The following is a 26,346-nucleotide window of genomic DNA, read 5'->3' as shown; positions in this document are numbered from 1 at the left end:
GCTTCCATCCACGCAGGAGACCACGCATGAGCGGACGCCTGAGCGGCAAACATGCACTGGTAACGGCCGCCGGCGCGGGCATCGGGCGGGCCACCGCCCTCGCCTTCGCCGAAGCCGGGGCCACGGTACTGGCCACGGACATCTCCCAGGACAGCCTCGCCTCGCTCGCGCAAAGCCATCCGTCCATCCGCACGCAGACGCTCGACGTCACCGATGCCACGGCGATCCAGTCGCTGGCCGGCGTCGCCGGGCGCGTCGACGTGCTGTTCAACTGCGCCGGCTACGTGCACGCCGGCACCATTCTCGAGACGGACGACGCCAGTTGGCGACGCTCGTTCGCCATCAACGTGGACAGCATGTTCCACCTGTGCCGCGCCTTGCTTCCCGGCATGATCGAACGCGGCGCCGGCAGCATCATCAACATGTCCTCGGTCGCATCCAGCATCAAGGGCGTGCCCAACCGCTTCGCCTACGGCACGACCAAGGCGGCGGTGATCGGGCTCACGCGCGCCATCGCCGCCGACTACGTCGCCGCCGGCATCCGCTGCAACGCCATCTGCCCGGGCACGGTGAAAACACCCTCGCTCGCCGAGCGCGTGCGCGCACTGGGCGGCGATGAAGAGGCCGCATGGCGTGGCTTCACCGCGCGGCAGCCCATGGGGCGCCTGGGCTCGCCCGAGGAAATCGCCGCGCTCGCGCTCTACCTCGCCTCCGACGAATCGTCCTTTACCACCGGCACCATCCACGTCGTGGATGGCGGCTGGTCGAACTGATGGAAGCATCTGCATGAAACTCTGCCGTTACGGAAACCCCGGCGCGGAAAAGCCCGGCCTGATCGATGGCCATGGCGCCATCCGCGATCTCTCTGGCGTGATCAGCGACATCAGCGCCGACGTGCTTGGACGCGACGGATTGCGCAAGCTGATGGCGATCGCCCCTGCCACCCTGCCCCTGGTCGAAGGCTCGCCGCGCTTCGGCACGCCCGTGGCGCACGTGGGCAAGATGCTCTGCGTGGGCATGAATTACGCCGACCACGCCGCGGAAACGAATGCACCCGTGCCCGAGCAGCCCGTGCTTTTCATGAAAGCCACCACGGCCATCGGTGGCGCCAACGACCCCATCGTGATTCCTCGCGGCTCGGTGAAGACCGACTGGGAAGTGGAGCTTGGTGTAATCATCGGCGAGGTGACCCGCGATGTCTCCATCGACCAGGCTCTCGATCACGTGGCCGGCTACGCCGTCATCAACGATGTGTCCGAACGTGAGTTCCAGCTCGAGCACGGCGGCCAATGGGTCAAAGGCAAGAGCTGCGACAGCTTCGGGCCGATCGGCCCGTGGCTGGTCACCAAAGACGAAGTCGCCGACCCACAGAACCTTTCTCTCTGGCTCGAAGTGAACGGCCATCGATACCAGCACGGTAATACGCGCACGATGGTGTTCGGCGTGGCGCACCTGGTGAGCTACATCAGCCGCTACATGACCTTGATGCCGGGCGACGTCATCAGCACGGGAACGCCCGCGGGCGTCGGCCTAGGCCTGCATCCGCCCACCTACCTGAAGCCCGGCGACGTGATCGAACTGGGCATCGAAGGCCTTGGACGGCAGCGGCAGGACGTGATCGCCCATCCCGCGTCGCGCGCATAAGCCCTTCCCGGGCCATTCCCTACATTGAGCACCCGGCACCGGAGGCCGGACACGATGGTGAAGATCACCGCCCTGGAAACCTTCGACGTCCGTTTTCCCACGTCGCTGGCGCACGATGGCTCGGATGCCATGAACCCCGACCCTGACTATTCCGCCGCCTACGTCGTGCTGAAAACCGATGCACCCGATGGCCTGGCGGGCTACGGACTGGTGTTCACCATCGGCCGCGGCAACGACATCCAGACCGCGGCGCTATCCGCACTGCGGCCCCTGGTGGTCGGCCGCGGCGTCGCAGATATCGCGGACAACCTGGGCGCCTTCGCACGCGACCTGACCGGCGACTCGCAACTGCGCTGGCTCGGCCCCGAAAAAGGCGTGATGCACATGGCGATCGGCGCCGTCATCAATGCCGCATGGGATCTGGCCGCACGCAGGGCGAATAAGCCCGTGTGGCGCTTCATCGCGGACATGACGCCAGAGCAGATCGTCGAGCAGATCGACTTCCGCTACATCACCGATGCACTCACGCCCGAGCAGGCGCTGGCCATCCTGCGCGAGGCCGAGCCCCACAAACAGGCGCGCATCGCGCAGCTCGAAGCCGAGGGCTACCCCGCCTACACCACCTCGCCGGGCTGGCTGGGCTACTCCGACGAAAAGATGCAGCGCCTCGCCATCCAGGCCGTGGCCGACGGTTTCCGCACCATCAAGCTCAAGGTGGGGCTGCGCATGGAGGACGACCTGCGGCGCTGCCGGCTCGCCCGTGAAGCGGTAGGCCCGGATATCGCCATTGCCGTCGACGCCAACCAGCGCTGGGACGTCCAGACGGCCATCGAATGGCTGAAGCCACTGAAGGACATCGGCCTGGCCTGGGTCGAGGAGCCCACCAACCCCGACGACGTACTCGGCCACGCCGCCATCCGCCGCGGCGTATCACCCACCCCCATTTCCACCGGCGAGCACGGGCAGAACCGCGTACTCTTTAAGCAATTGCTACAGGCTCAGGCCGTCGATCTCATCCAGATCGACGCGGCACGCGTGGGTGGCGTCAACGAGAACCTCGCTATCCTGCTGCTGGCCGCCCGCTTCGGCGTGCGCGTGTTCCCGCATGCGGGCGGCGTGGGGCTGTGCGAACTGGTGCAGCATCTGGCGATGGCGGATTTCGTGACGATCACCGGCAAGAAGGAAGATCGCGCCATCGAGTTCGTCGACCACCTGCACGAGCATTTCGAGGACCCGGTGACCATCGCCAAGGGCCGCTACCTGGCGCCGACGGCGGCGGGCTTCTCCGCCCGCATGCACGAAGCCTCGGTGCGCGACCACCTGTTTCCCGACGGCATCGTGTGGAAGGACGCACCCAAGACCGCAGTGGGGTAAGCCATGAAAACGCCTGTGACGAATATCGCCGACCTCCGCGAGCTCGCCCGCCGGCGGGTGCCCCGCGCCTTCTTCGAATACGCCGACCGCGGCTCGTACGATGAAACCACGCTGCACGAGAACCGTCGCGCGCTGGACCGGCTGCAGCTTCGCCAGCGCGTCATGCAGGACGTGGACAACCGCTCGCTGGCGACGACCCTTCTCGGCGCGCCGGTCAGCATGCCGCTGGCCATTGCACCAACCGGCTTGACCGGCCTGCAGCACGGCAGCGGTGAAATCCACGGCGCACGCGCGGCGGCCGACGCGGGCATCCCGTTCTGCCTCAGCACCATGTCCATCTGCTCCATCGAGCAGGTGCGCGCCGCCTGCGATACGCCGTTCTGGTTCCAGGTGTACGTGATGCGCGACCGCGGCTACACCCGCGAACTGATCCGGCGCGCCCGCGCCGCACAGTGTTCCGCACTGATGCTGACGGCCGACCTCACCGTGCAGGGACAGCGGCACCGCGAGATCAAGAACGGCCTCTCCGTGCCGCCCAAGGTCACGCTGCGCAACCTGCTCGACATCGCCAGCAAGCCGCGCTGGGCCTGGCACGTACTCAAGGCACCCAGTCGATCGTTCGGCAATCTCGAGGGACGCATCGGCGGCGCGGACAGCCTGACCACGCTGGCGCAGTGGATCGCCAGCCAGTTCGACCCCACCTTGAACTGGGACGACCTGGCGTGGATCCGCGAGGAATGGCCGGGCAAGCTGATCATCAAGGGCATCCTGGACCCGGAGGACGCGCGCCTTGCCGTGCAGCACGGCGTCGATGCCATCGTGGTATCCAACCACGGCGGCCGGCAACTCGACGGTGCGCCCGGCACCATCGATGTTCTTCCTGCCATCGTCGATGCCGTCGAGGGCCGCACGGAAGTGTTGTTCGACAGCGGCATCACCAGCGGCCAGGATCTGCTCAAGGCCTTGGCGCTGGGCGCACGGGCCGGGCTGATCGGCAAGGCGTTTCTCTACGGCCTGGGCGCAAACGGCCAGCAAGGCGTGACACAAGCGATCGAACTGATCCGGCGCGAACTGAGCGTCACCATGGCGCTGACCGGGCAGCGCGATGCCGCACGCATCTCGCGTGACGTCATCTGGCGCGGCAGCTGACTGCGGACTCTCGTCAGGTTAAACGTCGATTTCGCCACGTTCTGAATTCCCCTCTGGTGTCCGTCATGGGTGCAAGAGGTGCTGGCGGCGATATTCGGGAAAGGTCTGCTCTCGATCCACAGCGGACACCTCGGCATCCGCGGATTGATTGAGGGTACGATCGGCCATCGAAAGATCATGGATACCCTGGAGCGGAGGTGGCGTTTCAATGGCGGGGATGAGTCGCAGGGTCGCGTGGGGAGCGTGTTTATTCCTGCTTGCCACACAGAGCATCGCTGGTGAAGCAAAGGTGGGCGGCGCGTCCGCGGAATCGGGCAACGCCGCGCCGCTGGTGGTGCCAACCCTCCAGCAGTGGCAAGGCGGAGAAGGTAAATGGGGGGTAGACGGCCACACCCGCCTGCTCATCGACCCAGCGCACGCCACTGCACTCAAGCCGATGGCTGAAGAGCTGGCCCGCGATATCCAGTCACTGACCGGGATGAAGGCAGCTGTGGCGATCGGAAACCACGCCACGCGCCATGACATCGTTCTGCGTATCGGCGAGTGCGGGTCTTCGTCCCCGTCCATTGGTCCGGAGGGGTACACGCTTGATATCGATGCTCACGTCACCCTCTGTGCGAACACCCAGAATGGCGTGTTCTACGCCGGGCGCACGTTGCTCCAGATGCTCGTGCTGGAGAGCCGGCCCGAGGGAAAACTCCACGCGCTTCCTCGCGGCCATGCCGTCGACTTTCCGCGTTATCGCGAACGCTCCGTCATGTTCGACGTCGGGAGGAAATTCGCTGACGTCGCCTTCTTGCAGAGCTATATGCGCTTCATGGGTTGGTACAAGCTCAACACGCTGCATCTCCACCTCAATGATCAGGTGCATAGCGACGACAAGAAATCATGGTCGAGCCGGGCGTTTCGCCTGAAGAGTGACAACCCTGCCTTTGCCGGGCTGGTGCCTGTGGATGGTCACTACTACACCCGTGCCGACTGGAACGCGCTGGAACAGACCGCAGCCGCCAACGGCGTCACCATTGTTCCGGAGATTGACACGCCAGGGCATTCGGGGGCGTTTGTGCTTGCGCGCCCGGATCTTGCTTATCCGGGTGACTCGCCTGCGGGCGGCACACTTGATCCGACCAAGCCGCAAACACTCGGCTACGTCGAGTCGGTCTTTACTGAATTCCTTCCCTGGTTTCGATCCAGCGTCATCCACATTGGCGGGGACGAGGTCAACGTCAACGGCGGCAAAGTCGATCTGGCGGCGCAGGTTGACTACCTGAATAAGCTGGGCCATTTCCTGCAGCAACACGGCAAGAAGATCGAAATCTGGGGTAGTGCCGAGATGGCTGGCGGGCTGGACAAATCCTTCGTCGTCCAGCGCTGGATCAACTGGGGAGACGAGGCAAAGATCAATTGGGGCGACCGGGGATTCACCTGGGTCGAGTCATTCGGCGACTGGTATGTCGTCCCGCTTGGCCCTTCGTACTTCAATCCGAACGGCCTGCGCGGCGATGCGCTGTACGACGGTTGGGACAAGCGCCTGCCAGCAGGCAGCAGTGCATCGACCGGGCCGGTCGGTGGGCAGATTGCCGTGTGGAATGACAAGGGCACCAAGGACTACAGCTACGCGACGACCGTCAACGGACTCATCAAGGACGCCATCCCTGCGGCTGGCCAGTTGTTCTGGCGCGGTCAGGCCGAGGATGCTTCCGGGAAACGCGTGGACTACGCCACACTGCATCCAAGCATCCAGTTGCTCCAGTACGGTCCCGAGGCGACCCGCGAGCAGGGAAACAGTCCACTTCTCTAAAGGGGTGTATTTCCGTCGGTGCGGTGTTCAAAAGAAACGGGACGGGTTCACTTCTTTGCATGGCTCGGAAGTGAGCTTGACCCCGGTGTTTGGCCAGTAACGGACGCTTAAGTACGTTCCGCGCTTTCCCCGCCAGAGTTCAATTGATCGCCAAAGGGATCACTAATGTCCGCTTTCGACCCGAAGCGGACTCATCGAATGGGACGAGCAAGTGGCGGCACCGCCATTTTGGGAACGGCTTCGGCACATCACATCATATGACGCGGGGACGACATGCCTGCAGCACGAAAGTCGGTAAGGCTTGAGCTTCTGGAAGGTAACTACAGTGTGTCCCGACTGGATGGGAGCGACGCTGTGCCGGCGTGGGCGGATGGCGCGGGCTTTGTTTCCATCTCACGCCATGGTGATGAGTTGTCGATCGTTTGCCTTCAGGAGCGCGTGCCGCCCGGCGTTCGATCCGATCCCGGCTGGCGCTGCATCAAGTTTCTCGGACCGTTCGCGTTTGACGAAACAGGCATCGTGCTTTCGGTCATTCAACCTCTCTCGGAAGGCGGCCTTGGCGTGTTTGTGGTTTCCACCTTCGATGGCGACTGCCTGCTTCTGAAGAAGGACTGTCTCGACAGGGCATGTGTGCTTTTGCAGGAAGCTGGCCACAGGATCGTCAACATGAGGATCCCCGCTTGAAGGTCCATATGCAGGATGCCGCGCTTGAAGGTGCCGAAAGCCTGTGGCCGTTTCTCGCCATGGCCGCGCAGGAGGACAACGTGGAGACGGCGCGCACGACACCTCTCGTCGCATCGCATCTGGTGGGATGGCCGCGTGCAGGCGATTTCGGTGTTGTGGCAAGGCACCAGGGCCACTTGGTTGGAGCAGCCTGGGCCCGCCAGTTCACCCCGGAGGAGCCCGCCGGTTATTACATGGACGAACGAACCGCCGAGCTGGCGATGGGTGTTTCAGCGCCATACCGAGGCCAGGGCGTGGGGCGGAAACTGTTGTGCGGCCTGATTGAAGCAGCGCGTAAGCGACATGTTGGACTATGCCTGAGTGTCAGAGAAGGCAACCCTGCTATTCACCTTTACGAGAGCGTCGGCTTCCGCAAGGTTTCCGGATCTCGCAGCGCGAACCGGGCGGGTGGATTTTCATGGGGTATGGTGCTGCCCACGATGGCCAATTGACAGGTCGCCGGTCTTGGGCGGATTCGGATACAGCACTACGCCTGCTTTCGATCCAAAGCGGACCCTTCTGAGGGCCCGGGCTGGCCAACCGCAGCCGGTTGGCCAACGCTAGCGTTTTGTCCGCAACGTGCCGGAACGCTGTCCGGTCGTCACCGTCATCCGCAGCGGATCAGGCCCGGCATTCGGCCAGGTCGAAAATCCGCTGCATCGGCACCCACTTCTGTCCCGCGGCCGCCCACGGCAGCGGCTGCTGGAAGGTGGACATCAATGCCTCCCATGCCTGCACGCGCTCGCTGGCCGCGTCCGCTGCCGCCTTGGCGCCGGCATCGAAATCCGGCGACACGCGCATCAGCATGACCAGCCGTGTACCCGTGCGGAAGATCTGCATGTCCAGGATGCCCGCCTCGCGAATCGATGCGACGATCTCCGGCCAGATGTGCTCGCGACGATGCCAGCGTTCGTACTCGGCAATGAGCGCGGGATCGTCGCGCAGGTCCAGCGCCAGGCATTGCCAGTTCATGCCACCGCCCCGGCCGTCACGCGCTGCCACTGCTGCTGCGCAAACAGGAAGATCGCGATGAAACAGACGGCCGGCACGAGCATCGCGTGCGCGATGCCGACACGGTCCGATGCCACGCCCATGGCCGCAGTGAGCACCGCGCCGCCGATGATGGCCATCACCAGCAGTGCGGCGGCGAACTTGCGCTCGTCATCGCCACGCCCCTCCACGCCCAGCGCGAAGATGGTGGGATACATCACCGACATGAAGAAGCTCGACACCACCAAGGCGTAGATGCCCAGACGGCCAGGAACGAAGGCCGCCATGACCATCAGCACCACGTTGATCAAGGCGAACAGCGCGAGCACGCGCGACGCCTTCAGGTGTTTCATCAGTGCCGCACCGGCAAAGCGCCCCACCATGAAGCAGACCAGCCCCGCCGTGACGAAGCCGGCGGCGGCCTTGTCCACGGTGCCCGGCATGGTCGCCTCGGCGTAGCGGATCATGTGACTGAACACGGCGACCTGCGCACCCACGTAAAAGAACTGCGCCGCGACAGCGCCGAGCAGACGCCCGTCACGCAGCAGGCGCCTGAGCACGTTGAGCGGCGCTGGCGCGCCCTCCTCGTGGTGCGCCACCGAAGGGAAGCGCGTCAACACGATCACCACGGCCCAGACGATCACGCCCAGGCCGATCACCAGGTAAGGCAGCTGCACGGCCGCGGCCTCGCTCTTCATGAAGGCCTCGCGTGCGCCCGTGCTCATGGCAGCGAGTTCCGCAGGCGTGTGCTCCACGCCCGTAAAGATGAAATGCTGTCCGATCAGCACGCCCGCGATCGACCCCAGCGGATTGAAGGCCTGGGCGAGATTGAGTCGTGAAGCCGCCGACGATGCCGGCCCCAGTAAGGTGACGTAGGGGTTTGCCGAAGTCTCGAGAAACGCCAGCCCGCACGCGATGACAAACAAGGCCGCAAGGAACATGGCATAGGTGGCGTATGCCGCCGCCGGCCAGAACAACAAGGCGCCCACGCCATACAGGCACAAGCCGAACACCACGGCGGACTTGTAGCCATATCGCCGCATGTAGGCACCCGCGGGGAGCGCGACGATGAAATAGCCAAGATAGAAGGCGCTTTGCACCAGCGCGGCCTGGAAATCCGATAGCGTGAACGCCTTCTTGAACTGCGCCACCAGCACATCGTTGAGGTTGTTAGCCACGCCCCACAGAAAAAAAGACTTACGATCAGCGCAAGCGGCAGCAGTGGCGTGCTGCTCCGGAAGTGACCACCCGCCGTTGTCGATGCGGCTTGTGGGTGCATAGATGTCATCCTCCGTCGATTGGCGAATGTGGCCCTGCTGCACCGGGCGCGACATGTGTGCAAATATGAACTTATAATTCACTGGCATAACAAGCTGCAGCGCAGCATGGCAGTACGCGGACGCAACGGCACGCCAGCGTCCGCACGACGAGCCACCCAACATCATGGACGCCTATGGCCGCAGAGTCTCCCAAATACCGCGCTCCCGCCCTCGACAAAGGGCTGGACATCCTTGAGCTGCTGGCGCGCGCCGTCGCCCCGCTGACCATTGCGGAAATTTCGGAAGGCGTGGGTCGTTCGCGCGGCGAAATATTCCGCATGCTCCAGGTGCTGGAAGAACGCGACTACATCAGCCGCCCCGATGGCGAGGGGCGCTATTCGCTCACGCCCCGGCTGTTCCGGCTGGGGATGGAACAGCCGCCGGTAAAGAACCTGGTGGAAACCGCCCTGCCCGTCATGCACCGGCTGGCGGATGACATCGACCAGTCCTGCCACCTGGTCGTGCCTTCGCAGGAGCAGATCGTGGTGATTGCGCGCGTCGACCCGCCAGGCGAGATCGGACTGGTGGTGCGCGTGGGCCACCGCCGGCCGATGTCCCACTCCGCCTCCGGCCACGTGCTGCTGGCGTGGCAGGACGACGCCACGCGCGAACGCTGGTTCGGCATGATGATCGAGCACGAACCCCAGCTGCGCCGCCCGACGCTCGACAAGGCGATCAGCGGCATTCGCGCTGCCGGCGTGGCCACCATCCCCAGCCAGGTGGTCGATGGCGTCACCGATATCTCGGCACCGGTCATGCAACACGGCCATGCCATCTGCGCGATGACCATTCCCTTCATCGAGCGGCGCGGCTCCACGATGAACATGGCCACCACCACCCGGCTGCTCATCGAGGCAGCCAACGAAGTGACAGAAGCGCTGGCCCATCGCCCCACGGCTTCGCTGGGGAACTGAGGGCACCCGGCCAAACCATCCCGCAGGGTGTGGCGTCCACGATGCCGTAGCCGCCCCGGGGCTCACCGGGCTAACCGTTCCGCCCATCCATGGAAAGACTGGCTGTCGCGCCGCGACTACACCCAATGCTGCGCTGCAACTTGCATCGATCCAGTTTCGGCCTTTAACTCACTCAGGAATCAAATATGAACCATTAGTTCGTATATGAATCCAGCCTGACGAAAACCCGGAACGCGGCGCAGCAAGGCCGCCTGTAGCGACCGCATGCGGGGGCATGCGCCGGAGATGCAGCCAGGCAGCGGCTCATGCGGGAGGGAAGTCCAGAACAACAGAGATCGCATCGCTAGCGGACGGCAAGGAGAAAAGCCGACGGAGCCGATTCATGGCTTTGTCGCGGGCAAGGCAGCCCGAAACGCCTGCCCCGGTCAGGGGACTGCAACAGCAGGCCGGTGCAGGCAAAAGAACACAGCGCACAAGAAGTGAATCGAGCTGGCGAGCGCTTACTCAACAGCAATCACAACATTGAAGCTTCCCGGGGAGGAACCACCATGAACAACATCGGTTTGCGACGCGGCGTACTGGCCAGTTCTCTGGCACTGGCGCTTTTCACGCCACACGTTTTCGCGCAGTCGGCATCGTCCGGCAGCGATCAGCCGGCGGCACAGCAGCCGTCGCCGCAAGACGACACCCAGTCGTCCGGCAAGACGAAGAAAGCGATCAACCTGAAGGAAGTCACCGTCACCGGCTCGATGATTCCGCGCGCGCAGGTCGAAGGACAGGCCCCCGTGATCGCCATCACCGGCGAGCAGATCAAGCAGCAGGGCTTCACCACCTTGTGGGAATTCCTCGACTCCTTGCCGCAGGTCGGCCAGCAGCAGTCGGACTCGGCCTCCTGGGGTTCCAGCTCGGTCAATGCGCGCTCGGTCAACCTGCGCGGCCTGGGCCCCGGCTTCAGCCTGCTGATGATCGACGGCCATCGCATCGTCGATTACCCCCAGCCGCTGAACAAGCAGAGCAACTTCCAGAACTACAACAACATTCCCACCGGCATGGTCGACCGTGTCGAGATCCTGGCCACCGGCGCCTCGTCGATCTACGGTTCGGACGCCGTGGCGGGCGTGGTCAACGTGATCCTGAAGAAGAACTACCAGGGTGACGAGCTGCAGGTCACCGGTGGCACCGCCACGCGCGGCGGCCGCAACTACGGTGACATCAACTTCTTCGGCGGCCATTCCGGCAGCAACTGGAAAGTGCTCTACAACCTGGAGAAGTCCAACCGCACCGCGCTGTGGGGCATGGATCGTCCGTACCAGGACTCGGTGTCCAGTGCGGGTTACGGCGCCTGGGGTCCGGCGGCACGCATGTTCGGCTATCAGTACGACGCGGCCGGCGCCATCGCCCTCTCCGCGATGAACGCCAACGGCCAGTACATCACGCCACCGGCGGGCACCTGCGGAAAGTTCACCAACTCGCAGCTGGCCCAGTCGCATAGCGTCACCACCAACGGCACGCAGATCACCGGCGTGACCGACAACGGTTATTACTGCGCGCAGCCGCACCTGTTCCAGAACTGGGTGCTCACCGGCGGCAGCCGCAACACCGATGGCTACGTGTCCGGCGAGTACGACTTCAGCAACGGCCTGCAGGCTTATGCCTCCGCCGCCCTGTACGACACGGTGGGCATCTCCAACACCCAGTTGAACGGCTATGGCACCGGCCAGTTCTTCGACCAGACCACCGGCCAGGTCATCAGCCAGGCCATCCGCCAGCTGACCGCGCAGGAAATCGGCTCCACGGCCAACACCCACGACCGCGAGCAGAACTGGAACCTGCAGGTCGGCCTGCGCGGCACGGTATTCGACGGCCGCTTCAACTGGGACCTGAACCTCAACAGCCAGAAGTACACCGTGCGTGAGGACTTCACGGGCTACAACGCCCAGGCCATGAACAACTTCTTCCTCGGCCCGCAGCTGGGTACCGACGGCAGCGGCAACCCCATCTACGCCATGAACTGGCAGCGCTGGTGGAACCCGATCACCAAGCAGGACTACGGCCAGTTCGCGGTCAGCGGCGAGAACACCTCCTCGTCGTGGCTGGACCAGGCACAGTTGCGCGTCAACGGCGACCTGTTCAAGCTGCCGTGGGCAGAAGAAGCCATCGGCTGGGCGGCCGTGCTTGAAGCTGCGCACAACGGCTTCAAGCTCTCGCCCGATCCGCGCGCACAGGACCCCAACACGTTCCAGAACCCGTTCGGCGCATACCTCACCGGTGGTGGCACCCGCCAGCGTTATTCGCTGGGCACCGAGTTCCGCGTACCCATCCTCGATTCGGTGACCTGGACCATTTCCGGTCGCGGCGACCAGTACAACGACGCCAGCAAGGCCGACCTGGCCAAGACCTGGGGCACGGGCATCGAATGGCGCCCCTATGGTGGCCTGCTGCTGCGCGGCAGCTACAACACCAACTTCAAGGCGCCTGACATGCAGGCGATCTACCTGACTGGCTCGACCTCGCCGGTGGGTGATTACATCGACCCCCTGCAGTGCATCAACGCCATCAAGGCAGGCCAGTCCAACAGCACGTGGTGCAACCTGGTACAGCGCCCGACCTCGCAGTACTACACCCTGTACACGAACGGCAGCCGCTTGCTTGAACCGCAGACCGGCCACTCCTGGACCTATGGTTTCGTGTGGCAGGTCCCGGGCGTGCAAGGCCTGTCGGTGTCCGCCGACTACTGGCACCTGGGTGTGGACAACTCCATCCAGTACCTGGACAAGGACACGGTGCTGGTCGACGAAGCCGGCTGTCTTACCGGCCAGCAGGCCAGCGGCACCTCGGCCCTGTCGCCGTATACGGCACACGTGCCGGGCTCGGCCTACTGCAGCATGGTCACCCAGATGGTTCAGCGCAACGCGGCTGGCCAGATCATCTCGGAGGAATCCGGCCCGATCAACGAAGCGTCGCTGTACGTCAGCGGTATCGATGCCACGCTGGATTACAAGTACCACACCGACAGCTACGGTGATTTCCGCGCCAACATCAACTACACCGACAACCTCTCGTACAAGCAGCGCGTGCTGGCTTCCGACCCGCTGCAGAACACGCGATTCAACAACGTGGCTAGCCGCGTGACATGGATCGGTGACTGGACCAAGGGCGACTGGGACGTGTCGATCTCCGGCGTGCGCGACGGCAGCATGCGTGCTCCCAACTACGCCGGCTGCAACGTGCTGCCCAACGGCATCCAGCCGGGCATGGTCAACATCCAGAACGGTGCCGAGTCGATCAGCACCGGCGTGTGCCAGGTAACGCTCAACGGCAACCCCGTGACCGTCGCCGACACCACCTACCGCGGCCGCACGCCGGTGTGGATCACCTGGAACACCGCGATTGGCTGGCAGATCAACCCGGACACCAAGCTGAAGCTCACCGTCTCCAACATCTTCGACAAGGTCGGTGCGATTCCGTACTACTCCGGCGGCTTCGAGTTCGTCACCACGGGCCAGACCGCCAGCGAGTACAACGGCCGCGAAGTGTTCCTGACGTTTGACTACAAGCTCGACTAGAACCGGCTCGACTAAACCCGGCTCGACCAAAGCCGGCTCGACTCGAGCCGGCTTGACCAAGACTGGACCCGTTCAACGCAACGTTTCACCGCAGGTGGCCCGATGGAGGATGACTTCGCGCCCCTCCCCGTTCGAGTCATGACTCCACGGGCCTGCTGAAAGGGTCGGCCCCGGTAACGCCGGGGCCGACCCACTCATGCGTGACAAGCCTCGAGGGTACGCAAAAGCCAAAGGGGTATGCGCGAATTCTTCTCGCGAGCGGCGATCGAATGCGCCGCGCTTCTTCTCATGCAGCAAACGACCTTCTGAACTTCAGCGCCGCCGCGCCACCTCGGAGGCGCTCAACGCTCCCTGCTGCCCGCCAAAGTGACTGACGACATAGTTGGACAACGCAGCGACCTCGGCGTCGGAATAGGCGTGTCCGAACGACGGCATGAACACCTCCTGGCCGCCCACGTGCAGTGACGATCCATTGAGGATGATCTGCGTGAGGTTGGTGGCGTGCGGATCGCGCACGGATCGCAGGCCGGTCAGCATGGCGTAGTCGGTCTGGCGACCCTGGCCGCTTTGCGTGTGGCAGCCGGCGCAGGCGCCGACGAACAGCTGCGCGCCCAGGCTGGCGGTGCCGGCAGCCGACGCCACGGTCGAACCCATGGGTGACGGCACGGGCGCGCCGCTCTGCTGGGGTTTCACGTCGCGCAGATAGGTGACAAGCGCGGACAGGTCCGACGGGGTGAGGTATTGCAGGCTGTAGCCGACCACCTCGCTCATTGGACCGGAAGCCGTGCCGCGGCCGGCAGCATGCCCCTTGGAAAAATAGTCGACCAGCTCCTGGTCGCTCCACGCACCGATGCCGTGATCCTTGTCGGCGGTGATGTTATAGGCGAGCCAGCCTTGCAGTTCCGTGCCTGCCAGCGCCTTGCCGTTGTCCATGGCGAAGGCGGCATTGCGTGGCGTGTGGCATTCGCCGCAATGACCCAATGCCGTCGCGAGGTAGGCGCCACGATTCCACGCCGCCGACTTGCCCTGCTCCGGCTGGAACCGCTCCTTCCGCAGGAACGCGGCGTTCCACAGGCTCAGCGCCCAACGCTGGTTGTACGGGAACGATAGTTCGTTGGGCCGGGCCGGCGCATGCGCGGGCGGCAGACTGAAGAGGTAGGCCTTGATCGCCACGATGTCGTCACGACTGAGCGCCGTGTACGAGGTATAGGGAAAGGCGGGATACAACGGCCGCCCGTCACGATCGACGCCGGCATGCAACGCGCGCACGAATTCCTCGTCGCTCCAGTTGCCGATGCCGGTGTCCTTGTCCGCCGTGATATTGGACGAATAGATCGTGCCGAACGGCAGTTTGAACGCCACGCCGCCGGCAAACGGCTGCCCGCCCGGCGTCGTGTGGCAGGCCTCGCAATCGGCGGCGCGCGCCAGGTATTCGCCGCGCGCCATCTGCGACGGGAGGTCGGTTGGCGCCCCCGCTCCCACGGGTTGCGCGGCCTGCTCGTTGCCGCTGTGGGTGACGGTGACCAGCGCATAGCCCGTGAAGCCGACGGCAACCACGACGATGACACCGACAAGCCTGCCGATGGTGCGTCCGATCTTCATGCAAGCCTCCCCGCCGGTGATTCCGACGATGCTGCCGACAGCACGGATTTGAGCGCATCCTTGTCCTGCACGAGCAGCGACCGGTCGATGGGCAGCGTGCGCAGGCGCACACCCGTCGCCGCGAAGATCGCATTGGTCAGGCTGGGCATCGCCATCACCGTGCCGGTTTCGCCAATGCCACCAGGCAGTGCCTTGCTGGGCATCAGGTGCACTTCGATCGGCGGCGTCTGGTTGAGCCGGAGCACGCGGTAGTCGTTGAAGTTGCGCTGCTCGACGGCGCCATTCTTCAGCGTGATGCCGCTGTACAGGGCCGCACTCCAGCCGAACACCAGGCCGCCCTGGATCTGCGCCTCGACCGTATTGGGATTGACCACCGTGCCACAGTCGACCACGGCCACGGCACGTCGCAACATCACCTCGCCCTGCGGCGTGACTTCCACATCCGTCACCACGCACAGGTAGCTGCCGAAGGGCGCCGCGAGCGCGATGCCGCGGCCATGACGCGCCGGCACCTCACCCTTGCCCCAGCCCGCCTTGTCCATGGCCATCTCGAGCACGGCCCTGGCGCGCGGATTGTCGCCGAGGATGCTGTGCCGATACGCCGCGGGATCCTTGCCGGCGACATGCGCCAGTTCGTCGACGAAGCTTTCGACCACGAACACGTTGTGCGTCGGCCCCACCCCGCGCCACCAGCCGATCGGGATGCCGTAGGGCATGTCGTGCCGCACCCATTCCACTCGCAGGTTGGGCACTTCATAGGGAAGCTCGGCGGCACACTCCACCAGATCGGAATCAAGGCCGTTCTTGCCCATGGCCTCCGGCGCGAACGTCGCCATGACCGAAGCGCCGGTGGTGCGATCGGTCCACGCCTGCGGCCTGCCCTGGTCATCGAGCGTGGCGGAAATGCGGTCGTAGTACGCCGGGCGGTAACGGTCCTGCGCGATGTCTTCCTCGCGGGTCCAGACCACCTTGACGGGATAATCCACCTGCCGCGCAATGCCCACGGCCTGCCCGACGGAATCCTCGAACAGGCGCCTGCCGAAGCCGCCACCCAGGTACTGGTTGTGCACCTGGATGCGCTCGGCCGGCAGACCCGTCACGCGCATGGCCACATCAACGCAGCGCGCCGGCACCTGCGTACCGACCCAGATGTCGCAGCCGTCCGGTCGCACATGCACGGTGGTGTTGATCGGCTCCATGGTGGCGTGCGCCAGCAGGGGCAACTGATAGGTTGCCGAAACCACCTTGCCCTGGACCTTGTCCACCTGGCCGACTTCACGCGCGACGATGGGCTTGCCGTGCTCGGACGCATCGGCCATGTCCTTGAACAGCTGTTCGGTGGTGAAGTCGGCGCCGGCACCGCGATTCCATTGGATATCCAGCGCCTCCAAGCCTTTTTTGGCCGCCCAGAAGTGCTCGCCGATGACGGCGACAGCATTGTCCAGCTTCACCACCTTGAGCACGCCGGGCACCGCGCGGGCGCGCGTATCGTCCACCGAGGCCAGTGTGCCCCCGAAGGTCGGGCACGCCTTCACGGTCGCCACCTTCATGCCCGGCACGCGGATATCGAGGCCGAACGGCAAGCTGCCATCCACCTTCCCTGGCGTGTCCACGCGGCGCATCGGCTTGCCGATCAGCTGGAAGTCCTTGGGGTCCTTCGGCATGGGCTTGGCCGGTGGAGCCACTTTCGCCGCCTCGTCGGCGAGCTCGCCATAGCGCAGGGTGCGTCCGCTGGCGGTATGGGTCACCACGCCGCGTACCACGGTGCATTGCGAGGGATCCACCTTCCAGCGCTGTGCCGCCGCCGACACCAGCATGTAACGCGCCACGGCACCGGCATCGCGCAGACTCGTCCAGCAGAAGCGGATGGTGGTGGACCCGCCCGTGGCCTGGTCGCCCAGCAGGGTGTTGGCGTAAAGCTTGCGATTGGCCGGGGCATGTTCGACGGTGACCTGGTCGAGCCCGACATCAAGCTCCTCGGCCAGCAGTGTCGCCTGCCCCGTATACGACCCCTGCCCCATCTCCACGCAGGGCATCACCAGTTGCACGCTGCCATCGCTGCCCACGCGTACAAACGCGTTAGGCTCGAATCGCGGATGGCCCGCCTCCAGGCGCGTGCCCTCGGCAAAGCCCCAGACGCGGCTGGCGCCACCCAGCCACATGAAGGCCACCACCAGCCCGCCTCGCTTGATCAACTCGCGACGCGCGGGGTTCTGCGGTTCGATCTCGTCCTGGGCAGGATCAACACGAAGCATCATGGCGAACTCTCGGCAGTCGGCAGGGGACGAAACAGCGGCAGCTCAGGCAACGGTCTGCGGCACGGTGATCTGGCCCGTAGCCGCCTGCTTGATCGCCGCGCGGATGCGCACATAGGTGCCGCAACGACAAAGATTGCCGGACATGGCCGCATCGATGTCTTCGTCGGTCGGCGACGGCTTCTGCGCCAGCAACGCGGCGGCCGACATGATCTGCCCGGTCTGGCAATAGCCGCACTGCGCCACTTCGATGCCCAGCCAGGCCTGCTGCACGCGCTTGCCCAGCTCGGTGGCGCTCAGGCCTTCGATGGTGGTGATCTTCTTGCCGACCGCGCCAGCCACGGGCAGTACGCAGGATCGCACCGGCTGGCCGTCCAGATGCACCGTGCATGCGCCGCACTGCGCCATGCCGCATCCGAACTTGGTGCCATTCAGGCCAACGATGTCACGCAGCACCCACAGCAACGGCATGTCGTCGGGCGCATCGACCTGGGCATCCTGGCCGTTGATGGAAAGCACGATCATCGGAATCTCCCCGGCAGACCAGTACGCACTGGCAACTCGTTGCAGGAAGCGCCACGGACCATGGCCGCATCGCAGCACCGTCATGAACCCCTGAAATATTCCTCCCGGCCAACGAAAAGACAAGTGAAGACACTTTCATGGTGCAAGCGACCCCCACTGGCGCCCATCCCCGGGCTTGACGGAACATCGACGCCAACCATTGCTGACTGCAGCCCATGAACGTCGCCCAGGAATTCGAGCCGCTCTACCACGCCGCCCGCAGGCTGGACCTTCGCGGCGACACCGGCGAAGCGGCGCTGGTCACCATCACCCGCACGCAGGGCTCCACCTTTCGCCGCGCTGGCGCAAGCATGCTGGTGCATCGCGATGGACGACTGGTGTGCGAACTGTCGGGCGGCTGCCCGCAGCGGGATATCGTGCTGCGCGCGCAGCACGCCATGGAGACCGGCGAACCCGTCGTGGTCGCGTATGGGCGCGACAGCAACTACGACGTCATGATCGAAACCGGCTGCGGCGGCGAACTCGAGGTGCTCATCGAACCGTGGCGGCATCCCGACGACGTGCAGTTCCTTGACGCCATCGAGTCACTGCGGACGCAGCGCGTGCCTGGCGTCATGGCCTCGCTTTTCGCTGTCGCCGGCCGCGCGCTGGCACCGCGCCCGTATCGCCTGATTCGCGGCAACGACAGCCTGTGGACGAACATCGGGGATCCATCGCTCCGCATGCAAGTTCTTGCGGGCATGGCCTCGCAGTCACCCTCCTCTTCGTCCGCCATGGCTACGCATGTGGCGCATGAGGGTCATCGTTACGATGCCCTGCTGGAATCCCTGCACCCGCCACACGCGCTCGTCATCATTGGCGACGGCATCGGCGCGGACATGCTTGCCGCCCTGTCCCTCCAGCTCGGATGGGATACGACCCTGGTCAGCACCAGCGAACCGGACAAGCAGACTCCCGCCGGAGCGCGGCACGTCGTGGCACTGCCGCATTCACTCACCTCCACTGTGGCGTTCGATCACCAGACCTCGGCCGTGGTGATGACGCATCGCCTGGAGCGCGACCTTGCTTACGCGACCTCACTGATGGCAACCCCGGTGCGCTATATCGGCGTGATCGGCTCCCGTCAGCGCGCGGGGCAGATACGCGCCATCTTCCCGGAAGACGACCGGCTGCACGTGCCTGCCGGACTGGACATCGGCTCGGAGACGCCCCAGGAAATCGCACTCGCGATTGCCGCCGAGATCCTCGCCTTGCGCAACGGACGGCTTGGCGGGCCGCTCGCCCACTCGCAATCACCCATACATCCATGACCTCGCCACGCAGCGGCACCGGCGCCGTCATCCTCGCAGCGGGCAACGCCAGCCGTTATGGCGCCCTCAAGCAGGTGATCGCCATCGATGGCGAGCCGATGGTCCGCCGCATCGCGAGAAACGCCCTGGCGGCGGGCCTCTATCCGGTCGTCGTCGTGGTGGGCGCTGAAAGCGCGCGGGTCATCGAATGCCTCGCTGACCTTGACGTCCATGTCGTGACCAACGCCGGGTGGGCGAGCGGCATGGGCAGCTCGTTGTCCACCGGCACGAAAGCACTGATCGATCAGCCCGTGGCAATGCAATCACTCATGGTGCTGCTGGCCGACCAGCCGGCGATCAGCGTCGATGAACTGGAACGCATGCTGGCGGCGCATGCGCCATTCGCGGACCGCATCCTGGCCTGCCGGCATCAGGGCAACCTTGGCCCGCCGTGCATCTTTCCACTCTCCTATGCCGATGAACTCATCGCCATGAGCGGCCCCGACGGCGCACGCGCTTTGCTGGACAGGCATGCGTCGCACGTCGATGGTTTCGACCTGCCCTCCGCCTTCCGCGACATCGATACACCCGAGGACTACGCCGCCTGGCTGGCAGCTCGCGACAAGCCGTTATCCAGCGAGCCTGAGTAGGCGCCGCTGACAGAACACCGCAACGCCTCAACTCCGTCATTCCGGCGCAGGCCGGAGAGGCTGGTCATCCAGTTGCGGAAGCACTCGGTGGTCGCGATAGTCCCCAAAAGCTGTAGCCGCAACGCGACAACCATCCCCGCGGCCACTGGATTCCGGCCTGCGCCGGAATGACGAGGTTGGAGCATGAGGGATCTTGTCGACGACTCCACGAGTCACCAGAAAAACGACCACACGATCCTTGGTATACGCTTGTAGACCCGCGTCACGCTCAGCCGAGATGTTCTGGGGTGACGACCGTCTGGAAGACGCGCTGGCCTTTGCGGCCAATGCGGGTGCGTTCCCCGCTACCGCCTCATCCGTCACATGAACCAGTCACGGCGATCGCAAATGCCTGAGACATCGTAAGCACAGCCAACCAAGTCAGGCGGCGTTACAGGTACCGGAGGCCTGCGCAAGTATGCTCGGAGCATTGTCTTGCCGAGCCATGCCAGATGACGAAAGCCCACGAGCTGAGACAGGAAGACCTCTGCCACCTCTTCTGACTGGATGACGGCCGCGTGAGGGAGATCCCGAAAATCGTCGCCGAACGCCTCGTGGCGCACGACCTCGTTCAGGCGGTCGCTCCGTTGCGGGGCGACCACGCGCCAGACATGGAGCCCCCGTCATGTGGGGGTATCCATGCAGGGCCGCGTATTCATGGCCTCCGTGCGGTCCGGACTGGATGCACGCTTCCGCGTTCCCGAGCCTTGAGGCGTTCGCGCCGACGGTGAACCGCGACGGTTACGCTGTCGCGTCACCATGGCGCAACAAGGCTGCCGTCGCCAACACCGGCGGCACCACAAAGCACCACATGCCACCGAAGGCATAACACAGCGCGCCACCCGCGCAGCCCACCGCGAATGCGAGCACGGCCACGCCCATCTTCTTCAGCCGGCTGTTGATCACCTCCCGCTGGTCACTGGGTGCGCCACACAGCCGATCGCCGATATCCAGCATCATCTGCGTGGTGGTGCCGGTCATCAGCGTGGACGGCGGTGAGCTGCCCAGGTGCACGCGATGCAGCGCGTTCTGAATGGCCATGGCGCCCACCAGGATCATGCCCGTCAGCGTCGATGACCAGCTGTCCACGTGCGGGAACGGCCCGTAGCGCAAGGCCAGGATCATTGCCGCCACCAGCAACGCCAGCTTGATCGCCAGCAGCGAGCGCACCACGCTCAGCCCCCGGTCCATCAGGCGATATCGCAGCAGTCGCGAGCCGATCACGAACAGACAGAACACGGGCAGCGCGAGCAGCTTGGCGATGACGCCGGACGTGCCCGACACCAGCGCCGCGCCGATCGTCACGAAGTTGCCCGTGACATGCGCGGTGAACAAGCCATGCAACGCGAGGAAACCCGCCGTGTCGACATAGCCGGCCATCACACTGAGGATGGTTGGCAACCAGGGCTTCTCAGTCATGCGTACAGATTCCCTCCGGATTTCGCCCGGCTGCGAGTGGTTTCACCACATGAACTTCCCTTCGACGCCGACGTAGTCGCCGTCGCGCCCGCCCGCCATGCGTATGGCGCGCCCCGCGTCATAGTGCACAGCCTCCACCGCGCCGGTGAAGTTGGCGTTGAAGACAACATCCGCACGCACCTGCCCATACACGCCCGTCCAGCTCCCTCCCCTGCCCGCCGTGCCGGGCAACGGGATGTTCGGTTGCACGTACACCGCGTCCGCCGTCGTCTGCCGCCACTGGAACCCTACGGCGGTCATCAGGGTAAGTTTCGACCATGGCTTCAGCGTCAGGCTCGGCTTGACGTGGATGAGGTTGGTGTAGCCCGTGAAACCGGCCAGGGTGAAGTAGTAGCCGTTCGGGAACAGCGGATTGAACGTATCCAGCGTGTGGTCGCCGGGGTGGCGATCGCCGGACGCGGCATCCACCTGCAGCCCCACGCGCGGCTGCCATCGCAGGTCCAGCGTGTAGCCCGCGCGTGCGCCGGAACCCCAGGCATCGATGTCCTTGCCGCCCACGTGGCCGCGCTGGAGCATACCCTCCACATCCCAGTCGATGCCCGCGCGGTTGCCGGCGAAACGCACGTCGTAGACGTCGCGATGCTCGTTGCCCGTGGCATCCAGGTAGCGGGCATCGTCACGGACGTAGCGGGAGTAGTACGCCGAAAGTTCGTTCCTGCCCCAGACCAGGCGCTCGACACGCAGCGTGTCGAAGCGGAAATGGTGATTGGACGTATCGTCGAACGGATGAAGGGCCGAATACTGCACGGGCTGGCTGATGAAGGCGATGAAGCGCCACTTTCCCGTTTCCCAATCCACCCATGCCGCATCGAACGACTGCCGCACGTTGGGACCGTCGCGCAGCGACACGAAACGCTGCAGGTCGAACGCGAAATCCTGGCGACCGACGCGCACCTTGAACGTGTCGTCACCGAACTTGCGCACATAAGCCAGGAAGGCCAGCCGCAGGTCCCACGGGTTGCGGTCGGCGCCGCCGATCACCTGCTTGCCCACCGTGCGCGCATCCTCGAATTGCACGAAGGCCTGCCAATACGTGGCGAAACGCAGGTCGGCATGCAGCTGGAAGCGTTGCAGCAGATAGGTGTCATTCGGGTTGCGCCCGATACCGAAGGCCGCGGCGTCCGACATTTCCACACGCTCGCGCAGATTCACGCCCAGCGAGAGATAGGTGCCCTGATCGTCCGCGCTCAGCGGGATGTACTTGAGCGCATCACCCCACTGCGTGCGCAAAGAGGGGTCGGCGAGCACCGACCAGTCCTCCTGCCATCGATTGCTGCTCACGACGGGACGCACGGAAGCATCCTGCACTGGCGTGGCCTGGGTGGAATCCGCCGACACCTCCTGTGCGTGCAGGGGCGCGGCACTCGCTACCAGGGCAGCGAACGCACCGGTCGCGGCAGCCCGGCCCACTGCCCTCCGTCCCCACGCCGGGCCGAGGGAAAGGCGAAGCATCCCTCGCCTTCGCATGACCAATCAGTGAGCCGCGCTGGCGTGGATCTCCGCGACGTATCCGCCCGGGAACTCCACCACCGCCGACTCACGCCCTTCACTGGTGAACGGCTCCACCAACACCTTCGCGCCATGATCCTTCGCCTTGGCCAGCGTATCGGCCAGGCTGCTCACTTCGTAGCCGGTCATCTCGTGTCCATAGGGGTACGGCAGATGGCCGTCCGTCACGAACACGGTCAGTTTGCCAAAGCTGGACTCGATGCGGATGCGGCGATACGTGTCGCCGGGGCGGCCGATTTCCACGCCAGGCGCCTTCGCCTCGTCGGAAACCACCTTGCCATGCGAGAACGCGGCGAAGCTTTTCGCGAAGGCCTCGGCGCGTTCGGGCGACACGTACACGCGATTCTCGGGAACGGTCTGGAACGCGGCATAGTTCGGCGCCGTGGTGTGCCAGTACAACTGCATGTTCACGCCACCGGGCCACTGGATCACGGCGTCGCGGCCGATGGGGTCGGGGAACGGCTGCACGATGACGTCGGCGCCGGTAGCGCGGGCCGCCTTGATCGCCACGTCCAGATCCGTCACCAGGTAGCCGGTACGCTCGCTGCCGAAGGGATGCGGCACCGGCGTGCGGAAACCGAACAGCGACACCGTGCCCACCGGTGTCTGCAGGAGCTGCGTGCTGGTGCTGCTCGGCGTCGGCGTGACGGTCGCAATGGCCTGCTTCGTGCTCTGGCCACCGAACGTGCCGAGGAAACTGGCGATGAAGCGATCGACATCGGCGGGCGCCACGTAGACGTGGGTGGTGTCGTATTGCGGGCCCACCGCCACCATCGGTGAAGGCGCCTCTTTCGCGACGACCGGCGACGCGGTGGCACCGGCAAGAACCAGCCCGAGGGCCAGTGCCCATAGCCCTGAGTATGTGCGCATGGAATGTCTCCCTGTGGATGTCATAGAGGTGTCGGTCCGGTCAGATGGCCTGCTTTTCGCGCAGATCCTGCCAGGCCACCAGCAGGAAACCGCCTACCAGTCCCAGATGTTCAAAAAACGCATTAGCGGTGACGAAGCGCTCGGCGACTGGCACCGACCAGAAGCGATTGGCGAGAAACGTGGCAGCGAGCGTGAATGCGGCCAACGCCAGGGCGCCCAGCCAGCGACAGCGCCCGGTGAGGATCGCCAGCGACGCACCCAGCTCCAGCACGATCACCGCCAGGGTCATTGGCCCCGCAGGCTGAAGACCGAAATGCGCCGATTCGGCGACAGCACCGCTGAAATCCAGCGCTTTCTGGATGCCGCCCTGCAGATAGGCCGCACACAGACCCAGCAACGCGATCCAGTGCACGACTGGCGTGGCGAACGGCCGCGCCCAGCGCGGCCGGGTTGGAAGCGAGGGTGTAGGCTGCGATGCCATGGCGTGCTCCTAGACCGCCCAGCACGCGCAACCCAGCGCGCCCCAGAACGACTTGAGATCGGACACGGGCAAGCGGCTCGACCAGGCCGTCGCGTGCTCGTGTCCGTGCACGCCGCAGGCATGACCGCAGCCACACGCCACGCGCTCCGCCACGGGCGATGCCTGCCGCTGCTGCGCCCACGCGCCGTAGCCGCCATAGGCGCGCACCGGCGACCATTCGGGCATGGCCGGTGGCACGGTCACGTCTTCGTACTGGCTGAAACCACCACTGCCGTAGACCACGCGCCCACCCACGATGGTGAGCAGCGAGGTGGTATCGGCGATATCCGCTTCCGGACAGGCGAAGAAATCACGATCGGGCACGATCAGGTCGGCCAGCTGGCCCGTCTTGATCTGACCCTTCTTGCCCTCTTCGTTGGAGAACCAGGTGACATGCTCGGTCCACATGCGCAGCGCCGTGTCGCGGTCGAGGCAGTTGCTGCGCGGATACATCGACAGACCGCCCACGGTCTTGCCCGTCACCAGCCAGGACAGCGACACCCACGGGTTGTAGGACGCCACGCGGGTGGCGTCGGTACCGGCCGAGGTGCGCAGGCCTTTTTCCAGCATGCGCTTCACCGGCGGCGTGGCCTGTGCGGCGGCAGCACCGTAGCGCTCGACGAAATACTCGCCCTGGTAGGCCATGCGGTGCTGCACCGCCACGCCACCACCCAGGGCGGCGATACGGTCGATGGAGCGCTCCGAAATGGTTTCGGCGTGATCGAAGAACCAGTTCAGGCCCTGCAGCGGAATGTCGCGATTGACCTTCTCGAACACATCCAGCGCGCGGCTGATGGTTTCATCGTAGGTGGCATGCATGCGCCACGGCCAGCGATTCTCCGCCAGGATGCGCACCACCTCTTCCAGGTCGCCCTCCATCTGCGGCGACATGTCGGGACGTGGCTGCCGGAAGTCCTCAAAGTCCGCCGCGGAGAACACCAGCATCTCGCCGGCGCCGTTGTGGCGGAAATAGTCGTCGCCCTGCTTGTACTTGGAGGTGCGCGTCCAGTTGAGAAAGTCGTCCTTCTCCTGTTTCGGCTTCTGCGTGAACAGGTTGTAGGCAAGGCGAATGGTCAGCTGGTTGTCCGCCGCCAGCTGCTCGATGACGGCGTAATCCTCGGGATAGTTCTGGAAGCCGCCGCCGGCATCGATGGCACCCGTCACGCCGAGACGATTGAGCTCGCGCATGAAGTGGCGCGTGGAATTGAGCTGATACTCCACCGGCAACTTCGGCCCCTTCGCCAGCGTGGCGTAAAGGATGGCGGCATTCGGCTTGGCCAGCAGCAAACCCGTGGGGTTGCCCGCGCCGTCGCGCACGATCTGTCCGCCCGGCGGCTCGGCCGTGTCCTTGGTGTAGCCCACCGCGCGCAGCGCCGCGCCATTGAGGATGGCTCGGTCGTACAGGTGCAGCAGGAATACCGGCGTATCCGGCGCCACCGCGTTGAGTTCCTCGATGGTCGGCAGGCGCTTCTCGGCGAATTGGTGCTCGGTGAAGCCACCCACTACACGCACCCATTGCGGCGCAGGCGTGATCGCCACCTGTTGTTTGAGCATGGCCATGGCGTCGGCCAGCGAGCGCACGCCATCCCAGCGCAGCTCCAGGTTGTAGTTGAGGCCGCCACGAATAATGTGCAGGTGGTTGTCGATCAGACCAGGCAGCACACGCTGCCCTTTTAGATCGATCACGCGGGTGCGCGGGCCGGCCAGCGGCATGACATCGGCGTCGCGTCCCACGGCCACGAAGCGACCATCGGCCATCGCCACCGCTTCTGCCTCGGGCTGCGCACGATCGAGCGTAGTGATGCGCCCGCCATGAAGAATCAGTTCGGGTGCCTGGGTAACGGGCGTCATGACTGCGGCTCCTTGGCTTCGCTCTTGCTGGCGGCGACCTGCGCACCGGGCAGCTCACCGCACATGTGCGGCTTGACCTGCTCACGCAGCCAAACCGTGGGTGTCGCCTCGCGATGCAGCACGTTCCTCACCAGCGGAGGCAGCTGCTCACCACAGAGGATGCCCAGCAGGCCAACCAGCGCCACCAGGGGCGGCGCCGGCGAGCGAACCTGCAACAGGCCATAGATGACGCCGACCAGTATGCCGGCGGCAAGCGAAATGACATAGATTTTCATGG

The 26,346-nt window shown here is 64.9% G+C and carries 21 protein-coding genes and 1 pseudogene; 11 read left to right on the top strand and 11 right to left on the bottom strand.

Annotated elements, in window-relative coordinates; genetic code table 11:
• Nucleotides 1–26 precede the first annotated feature (26 nt).
• The 7 genes from HY57_RS12725 to HY57_RS12695 all read left to right on the top strand — a co-directional run bounded on the left by HY57_RS12725 (nt 27) and on the right by HY57_RS12695 (nt 7,143).
• On the top strand, nt 27–773 hold the full coding sequence (locus HY57_RS12725) for an SDR family oxidoreductase (protein WP_019467187.1): 747 nt from the start codon (nt 27–29) through the stop codon (nt 771–773).
• A gap of 13 nt (nt 774–786) precedes the next feature.
• Nucleotides 787–1,644: a fumarylacetoacetate hydrolase family protein gene (locus HY57_RS12720; protein WP_019467188.1), complete on the top strand. Its 858-nt coding sequence runs from the start codon at nt 787–789 to the stop codon at nt 1,642–1,644.
• A 54-nt stretch (nt 1,645–1,698) separates the two neighbouring features.
• Complete coding sequence (locus HY57_RS12715) at nt 1,699–3,018, top strand: enolase C-terminal domain-like protein (protein ID WP_019467189.1); 1,320 nt, start codon at nt 1,699–1,701, stop codon at nt 3,016–3,018.
• Nucleotides 3,019–3,021: 3 nt separating this feature from the next.
• The gene (locus tag HY57_RS12710; protein WP_038579781.1) at nt 3,022–4,167 is read left to right on the top strand and encodes an alpha-hydroxy acid oxidase; all 1,146 of its coding nucleotides are present in this window, start codon (nt 3,022–3,024) and stop codon (nt 4,165–4,167) included.
• A gap of 217 nt (nt 4,168–4,384) precedes the next feature.
• Complete coding sequence (locus tag HY57_RS12705; protein WP_158407930.1) at nt 4,385–5,968, top strand: family 20 glycosylhydrolase; 1,584 nt, start codon at nt 4,385–4,387, stop codon at nt 5,966–5,968.
• A 273-nt stretch (nt 5,969–6,241) separates the two neighbouring features.
• Nucleotides 6,242–6,652 (top strand): ACT domain-containing protein, encoded by a 411-nt coding sequence (locus HY57_RS12700; protein ID WP_038579778.1) that lies wholly within the window; start codon nt 6,242–6,244, stop codon nt 6,650–6,652.
• The gene (locus HY57_RS12695) at nt 6,649–7,143 is read left to right on the top strand and encodes a GNAT family N-acetyltransferase (RefSeq protein ID WP_026034265.1); all 495 of its coding nucleotides are present in this window, start codon (nt 6,649–6,651) and stop codon (nt 7,141–7,143) included. The genes HY57_RS12700 and HY57_RS12695 overlap by 4 nt, the downstream gene beginning before the upstream one ends.
• 169 nt (nt 7,144–7,312) lie before the next feature.
• Here the strand turns inward: HY57_RS12695 and HY57_RS12690 are convergent, their stop codons facing one another.
• On the bottom strand, nt 7,313–7,663 hold the full coding sequence (locus HY57_RS12690) for an L-rhamnose mutarotase (protein ID WP_019467194.1): 351 nt from the start codon (nt 7,661–7,663) through the stop codon (nt 7,313–7,315).
• Nucleotides 7,660–8,960 (bottom strand): annotated as a pseudogene (fucP, locus tag HY57_RS12685) (L-fucose:H+ symporter permease). Before fucP ends, HY57_RS12690 begins: the two are co-directional and overlap by 4 nt.
• 174 nt (nt 8,961–9,134) lie before the next feature.
• Here fucP and HY57_RS12680 point away from each other — a divergent pair.
• Entirely contained in the window at nt 9,135–9,914 is a 780-nt protein-coding gene (locus HY57_RS12680; protein WP_019467196.1) for an IclR family transcriptional regulator, read from the top strand.
• A gap of 548 nt (nt 9,915–10,462) precedes the next feature.
• Entirely contained in the window at nt 10,463–13,480 is a 3,018-nt protein-coding gene (locus tag HY57_RS12675) for a TonB-dependent receptor domain-containing protein (protein WP_019467197.1), read from the top strand.
• Between the two features lie 312 nt (nt 13,481–13,792).
• On the opposite strand, the gene HY57_RS12670 is transcribed toward HY57_RS12675, so the two are convergent.
• From HY57_RS12670 to HY57_RS12660, 3 genes are read right to left on the bottom strand one after another with little or no spacing between them, the layout of a single operon-like run.
• Nucleotides 13,793–15,082, bottom strand: coding sequence for a c-type cytochrome (locus HY57_RS12670; protein ID WP_019467198.1), 1,290 nt, complete (start codon nt 15,080–15,082; stop codon nt 13,793–13,795).
• Entirely contained in the window at nt 15,079–17,340 is a 2,262-nt protein-coding gene (locus tag HY57_RS12665) for a xanthine dehydrogenase family protein molybdopterin-binding subunit (RefSeq protein WP_019467199.1), read from the bottom strand. Before HY57_RS12665 ends, HY57_RS12670 begins: the two co-directional genes overlap by 4 nt.
• Nucleotides 17,341–17,382: 42 nt before the next feature.
• Nucleotides 17,383–17,946, bottom strand: coding sequence for a (2Fe-2S)-binding protein (locus HY57_RS12660; RefSeq protein WP_430536848.1), 564 nt, complete (start codon nt 17,944–17,946; stop codon nt 17,383–17,385).
• Nucleotides 17,947–18,077: 131 nt separating this feature from the next.
• On the opposite strand from HY57_RS12660, the gene HY57_RS12655 reads away from it, so the two are divergent.
• Both HY57_RS12655 and HY57_RS12650 read left to right on the top strand, forming a co-directional pair.
• Entirely contained in the window at nt 18,078–19,172 is a 1,095-nt protein-coding gene (locus HY57_RS12655; RefSeq protein ID WP_019467201.1) for an XdhC family protein, read from the top strand.
• Nucleotides 19,169–19,801, top strand: a complete 633-nt coding sequence (locus HY57_RS12650) for a nucleotidyltransferase family protein (protein ID WP_019467202.1) — start codon at nt 19,169–19,171, stop codon at nt 19,799–19,801. Before HY57_RS12655 ends, HY57_RS12650 begins: the two co-directional genes overlap by 4 nt.
• Before the next feature lie 780 nt (nt 19,802–20,581).
• On the opposite strand, the gene HY57_RS12640 is transcribed toward HY57_RS12650, so the two are convergent.
• The 6 genes from HY57_RS12640 to HY57_RS12615 are packed head-to-tail and all read right to left on the bottom strand — an operon-like array spanning nt 20,582 to nt 26,344.
• Nucleotides 20,582–21,259 carry a YoaK family protein gene (locus tag HY57_RS12640; RefSeq protein ID WP_019467204.1) on the bottom strand — a complete coding sequence of 226 codons (678 nt, stop codon included), beginning with the start codon at nt 21,257–21,259 and terminating at the stop codon, nt 20,582–20,584.
• A gap of 42 nt (nt 21,260–21,301) precedes the next feature.
• Nucleotides 21,302–22,771, bottom strand: a complete 1,470-nt coding sequence (locus HY57_RS12635; protein WP_081500744.1) for an alginate export family protein — start codon at nt 22,769–22,771, stop codon at nt 21,302–21,304.
• A 21-nt stretch (nt 22,772–22,792) separates the two neighbouring features.
• Nucleotides 22,793–23,698: a hypothetical protein gene (locus tag HY57_RS12630; protein WP_026034266.1), complete on the bottom strand. Its 906-nt coding sequence runs from the start codon at nt 23,696–23,698 to the stop codon at nt 22,793–22,795.
• 40 nt (nt 23,699–23,738) lie between these two features.
• Nucleotides 23,739–24,179, bottom strand: a complete 441-nt coding sequence (locus HY57_RS12625) for a DoxX family protein (RefSeq protein ID WP_019467207.1) — start codon at nt 24,177–24,179, stop codon at nt 23,739–23,741.
• 9 nt (nt 24,180–24,188) lie between these two features.
• Nucleotides 24,189–26,069: an amidohydrolase gene (locus HY57_RS12620; RefSeq protein ID WP_019467208.1), complete on the bottom strand. Its 1,881-nt coding sequence runs from the start codon at nt 26,067–26,069 to the stop codon at nt 24,189–24,191.
• On the bottom strand, nt 26,066–26,344 hold the full coding sequence (locus tag HY57_RS12615; RefSeq protein WP_019467209.1) for a XapX domain-containing protein: 279 nt from the start codon (nt 26,342–26,344) through the stop codon (nt 26,066–26,068). Before HY57_RS12615 ends, HY57_RS12620 begins: the two co-directional genes overlap by 4 nt.
• Between the last annotated feature and the right edge of the window lie 2 nt (nt 26,345–26,346).

Source organism: Dyella japonica A8, from assembly GCF_000725385.1.
GTDB classification, from domain to species: Bacteria; Pseudomonadota; Gammaproteobacteria; order Xanthomonadales; family Rhodanobacteraceae; genus Dyella; species Dyella japonica_C.
Note: the sequence above shows the minus strand (reverse complement) of the source record. Positions and strands in the feature narration are given on the sequence as shown.